Source organism: Flavobacteriales bacterium (genome assembly GCA_021296215.1).
GTDB lineage: Bacteria > Bacteroidota > Bacteroidia > Flavobacteriales > ECT2AJA-044 > ECT2AJA-044.
On the sequence record JAGWBA010000084.1, the window covers coordinates 9609 to 10839 of the forward strand.

1 protein-coding gene is annotated in these 1231 nt (G+C 40.0%); it reads right to left on the bottom strand.

Going from position 1 to position 1231, the window contains the following annotated elements:
• Positions 1-185 precede the first annotated feature (185 nt).
• Positions 186-1079 carry a tetratricopeptide repeat protein gene (locus J4F31_11110; protein MCE2497106.1) on the bottom strand — a complete coding sequence of 298 codons (894 nt, stop codon included), beginning with the start codon at positions 1077-1079 and terminating at the stop codon, positions 186-188.
• Positions 1080-1231: the final 152 nt, after the last annotated feature.

The window sequence follows — 1231 nt, forward strand, 5'->3', positions numbered from 1 at the left end:
CGATCGCTTGACTGATACTGCGCATCAGGCCGTAGGCCTAAGCAATTCGGAGCTACTTGAGTGAGCAACTTTTGTTTGGCACCGGTTTAACCCGATGAATAATAATTATTGGGCAGCGGCTAACAATGCGCAAACGCTACTTCGGCGGCATCGCGGTTTTTAGGAAAATCCTTCAAGGCATAGGGTCACGTCCATTTCGCTCGTTTTGAAGAAATCTTGTTTTCAAGGACTTCCGAGTTGGTTCTTAGTAGTTCTCTTGAAATCTGATTGCCTGAGTCAGACGCAAACTTTAAATCGGGTTCAGCTTCCTGATGTCTTTTTCGTCTCATTAGTACTCGTCCCCTTGTCAGCTTATACCCTGCATTGTTTGGGTTTAACTCAATTGCCTTGTCAAAATATAATACTGCCTTTTTGTACTTCTTAAATCGTTTGAAACAAAGGCCGGTGTTGTATTGAACTTTATCGTTGTTAGGAAATTTGTCAACTATTCTCTTGTGCAGCCGAAGTGCCTTCCAGTGATTCTGGGTTCTTAAATAACTATAAGCAAGGTTTGCAGTAATCTCATTCTTTTTGTAATCGTCTTTTAAGGCTTTCTTATAGTCTGGAATCGCACTGCGGTGCAATTCCCTTAACGCATAACAAGTTCCCCGCAGATAATATGTTATTCCTAATTTTTTGTCTAAGATTATTGCTTTGGTACATTCTTCTCGGGTTTCGTCAATATCCCACAAACTGAAATACAAAACCGCTTTTACGAAATGATATGCAAACGCGATTGAAGTTTCTTCTCTTTGGTCTTCAGGAATACTATCTAAATACTCGATTGTCTTTTCAGCATCAATTTCTTTAAAATCAATCGCGAGCTCAATTAGTTTGCCTATTTGAAAGCCATCAAAGTTTGAGTTGAATGTCGCTATTTGCTCTTTCGCCTTTTCTAAGTCTCTCTGATTCCAATAGTCTAAAGTTCTCTCTAGCAGTTGTTTCAGATAATCAGGGTAATATTCCTTAAGTGGATTTAGAAATGGAGAGTCCTTTAAAAAGTCTCTTAGGTTTAGTCGTTTGAATAGTCCTTCGTCCATTTCTTTTTAATAGCAGCTAACGGTCTCGTGCAAGGACAGGCGCCTTGCGGATTATGTCACAAGATAGTAAAGCTCAATAGTTTTGACAAGGGCGCAACAGAAGGATAATAAAGGCACTTGGCTTTGCCCGTTGTTATGTGCATGCCCGAAAA

Coding starts and splice junctions, on each gene's coding strand:
- J4F31_11110 (MCE2497106.1), bottom strand. CDS start 1,079: ATGGACGAAGGACTATTCAAACGACTAAACCTAAGAGACTTTTTAAAG.